General features: G+C 70.4%; 1 protein-coding gene and 2 pseudogenes. 1 reads left to right on the top strand and 2 read right to left on the bottom strand.

What is annotated here, in order from left to right:
- Positions 1 to 315: pseudogene (locus GT030_RS06435) on the top strand (hypothetical protein); the annotation flags it as partial.
- Here the strand turns inward: GT030_RS06435 and GT030_RS06430 are convergent.
- Both GT030_RS06430 and GT030_RS06425 read right to left on the bottom strand, forming a co-directional pair.
- Positions 294 to 860 carry a glycoside hydrolase family 5 protein gene (locus GT030_RS06430; RefSeq protein WP_161200244.1) on the bottom strand — a complete coding sequence of 189 codons (567 nt, stop codon included), beginning with the start codon at positions 858 to 860 and terminating at the stop codon, positions 294 to 296. The pseudogene GT030_RS06435 and the gene GT030_RS06430 overlap by 22 nt on opposite strands.
- A gap of 366 nt (positions 861 to 1226) precedes the next feature.
- Positions 1227 to 1579, bottom strand: a pseudogene (locus GT030_RS06425) (dienelactone hydrolase family protein); the annotation flags it as partial.

Here is a 1579-nt window from a genome sequence, read left to right as displayed (position 1 = left end):
GAGGACTTGCCGCAGATCAAGCGGCTCGAACACTTGCGGGAAACTCTCGCCGTCCTGGCCATCTCTCTCGCGCGTACTCACGGCCGTCTGGCCTGGTTCCTCTCTGGTGCTCTCAACGCGCTTGAGCCGGTCCTGCGTTGGCGTGCCATGCCAGCCGACCGTGGCGGCAGCTTCGGCACCGTCCTCCCCAGTCCTGAGGAATACAAGGAGGCGGAAGATGCCGTCCGCCGACTCCAGGAAGCCCTTGCGGTGATCACCGCCGAGACGGTCGGCCTCGGCAGCGTTGGCCCAGATCAGGAGGCAAACGGGGTCTGAGGCGGCGAGAGGGCAGAGCACGATACGCATATCTCCCACGTGTGCACGCCCTTGGGCGAGTACCGCTCGGCGGCCTGACGGGCGAACTCGGCGAACCGGTCACTGTTGGCGGGCGGGCGCGCTGGGCCGACGCCCGCGCAGCGCGGATCGGCGGCCCAGCGCGGAGTGTAGGAAAGGGTGGGAAGCACCTCGAGCCCGTGGGCGCGGGCCGCATCCACCACCGGGGCGAAGCGTTCCCACAGGTACTGGTCCGGTGAATCGGGCTGGATGTTCCGCCACGACAGATCGACCCGCAGCCAGTGCACGCCCAGTTCCTCGGCATCCGCCATGGCACGGGCCCGCTCGGCGTCCGTCATCCAGGTCAGCGAGTCACCGAAAGAAAGCCCGAAGCCCCACTTCCGGCCCGCGGTACGCGCCGGCGCCGAGGGCGCGCCGGACTCGGGCGTCCGCGCCCCGACACCGGAATCGGGCCTGCGTGTCGAAGGTTCGGAACCGGTCAGGACCACCGCGACGGTCACTGACCCGGCGAGCACGGCGACGGCCACGAGCGCGCCGAGAAGCCGTCGTCTGATCCCCGTCCGCTCCGGGGTGCCGGAGCTCCGGAGCGCGGAAGCGGGTGGGATGGGCTGGTGAGGCACGGGCGCAGCTTAAACCGAGGCGGAGCCGGGAGGCTCGGTGCGCGTGTCGCGTAGTTGCTTGCCTGCCCGGCATCGGCTCCGAGCGCGCTGATCGCGCGGCGGAGCGTCGCTTGGGTGGACGCCGACACCGTCAACCGGGATCGGCTGGCCTGCCCGGCCGAACGCTGGATGGCCGGGCGGGCCAGCGGCCGGCCATGCCGACATCGGTGTGGCCCGCCGGGCCGTCTGTTGGTCGCCGCCGTGTACTTCAGGTTTGGTTTCCGATCCGAGACTTCAGATGTTGGCCAGTGCGCGGTTGAGAAGGGGGAGCAGGCGGTCCCAGTGGCGCTGCAGCCCGGCGGAGTTGAAGGCGTCGGTGTCGGACATGGTGAACCCGTGGATGGTGCCGGGGTAGATCTCGGGGAGGTGTAGTCGACCTTCGCGGCGTCCAGTGCCCGGTTGAGCTCGCCCAGGGCCTCGGGTGTCAGGTCGCTTTCGGCGTGGCCGAAGTGGACCTGGGCGGTGATCTCGGCGATGGCGTCGGGCCCGTCCGCGCCCACGGGACCGTGGAATGCGGCGATAGCGGCCACCTGGCCGGGGTGAGCCGCTGCGGTGCGCATCGCCAGGAGGCCGCCTATGCAGTAGCC

It is taken from the genome of Streptomyces sp. SID1328, assembly GCF_009865595.1.
Taxonomy (GTDB): Bacteria; Actinomycetota; Actinomycetes; order Streptomycetales; family Streptomycetaceae; genus Streptomyces; species Streptomyces griseoluteus.
This window is presented reverse-complemented; position numbering and strand designations above follow the sequence as displayed.